Raw genomic sequence first — 1081 nt, 5'->3', positions numbered from 1 at the left:
GCACTACTGAAGCCGCTAAAAAGCCATTGTCTCCAACTCAATCATCTCAAGCTCAATCGGCTCCAACCCGAGAGGTGAATAAGTTAGAGAAACAGCTAGAGCTTTCAGAAACTGAGCTATTGTCACTTGAAGAGAAAAACCATCAACTTCGTCTGATGTTGTCGAATGTTCAATTGGAAGTGGATGAGCTAAAAACAGAACTTAGTGATGAAGACCGCATTCGTAGCGAAGTGGAAAAGCTGCTTGATGAAGAGCGTAGAAAGAACGCTGAGATTGCAAAAATGGCTCCAAGTGCCATGGATCAATTGTTATCAAATGGCTGGTTAGTTACTGCTCTTGCGGTTATTCCAGGCCTTCTACTTGGTCTTATCATAGTGATTTTGTTGGGGCGCAGTTCTAAAAATGATGAGCAGCAGCCGACACAAGACCAACCAATTCAATCAGATGCAAGTAGCGTCGCGCCTATCGCTTTAGGCGACGAGATGGACGACTTTGATAATGAATTGTCTTTAGACGATGAACAATTTGGCAATGAAGATGATGCTGATAAGTTATTTGATGACCAAGCATCGCCTGAAGAAGATGTATTTGCAGGTTTAGATGATTCTGATCTCGATTTTAATCTCGATGATGACGATGATGACCCATTTGCGAGTATTGGCGAAAATGGTGACTTAGACACTAACTTCGATGATCTGGAGTTAGACAGCAGCAACGGCATTAGTGTCAATGGCGATGACAAGGCGCTTGGTCTTGAAGAGATGGAGCGTGCACTCGATAAAACATCAGAAAGCGAACTCGGTTCTGATGAGGCCGATTTTGATCTTTCAGATGATAACTCAATGTCGAATGAAGATATTGAATCGCTACTATCACAGGATTCTGAGACTGAAGATCTAGGCTCTAACGAACTAGACCAATCTCTATTAGATGATCTATTTGCGCTTGATGATGAAGATGATGATAGCTTCGATATTGATGCTTTAATCTCAGAAGAGCAAAGTGATTCGATTTCTAATACCGACACATCAGCAACCGATGATTTTGACATTGATGCGCTTATCTCTGAACAACAGAGCGA

At 42.1% G+C, this 1081-nt stretch carries 1 pseudogene; it reads left to right on the top strand.

From position 1 onward, the window contains the following. Positions 1 to 1081, top strand: a pseudogene (locus tag AB4496_RS22785) (ATPase); the annotation flags it as partial.

The organism is Vibrio sp. 10N.222.46.A1 (assembly GCF_041473595.1).
GTDB classification, from domain to species: domain Bacteria; phylum Pseudomonadota; class Gammaproteobacteria; order Enterobacterales; family Vibrionaceae; genus Vibrio; species Vibrio tasmaniensis_A.
Note: the sequence above shows the minus strand (reverse complement) of the source record. Positions and strands in the feature narration are given on the sequence as shown.